The 291-nt window shown below is 45.7% G+C and carries 1 tRNA gene; it reads right to left on the bottom strand.

Annotated elements, in window-relative coordinates:
• Positions 1-151: 151 nt before the first annotated feature.
• Positions 152-227, bottom strand: a tRNA-Glu gene (locus OGY13_RS01035).
• Positions 228-291: the final 64 nt, after the last annotated feature.

Raw genomic sequence — 291 nt, 5'->3', positions numbered from 1 at the left:
TTTTCATTTCTTATTACGGAGAAATGAAACAGTGTGTCGTTTCAATTTTCAGCTTGATCCAGATTTTTAAAGAGCAAATATCTCAAACGTGACTCGTAAGTCAGTTTTGAGATACTTCGGTCGGCGACTTTCACTCACACATACCAGCAAGTGGCGTCCCCTAGGGGATTCGAACCCCTGTTACCGCCGTGAAAGGGCGGTGTCCTGGGCCTCTAGACGAAGGGGACACTGAAGTCTCAATCGCAAGACGCCTTGCTATTTACTTTTCATCAGACAATCTGTGTGAGCACT

The sequence above is a fragment of the Citrobacter sp. Cpo045 genome, assembly GCF_030332875.1.
GTDB classification, from domain to species: Bacteria; Pseudomonadota; Gammaproteobacteria; order Enterobacterales; family Enterobacteriaceae; genus Citrobacter; species Citrobacter portucalensis.
Note: the sequence above shows the minus strand (reverse complement) of the source record. Positions and strands in the feature narration are given on the sequence as shown.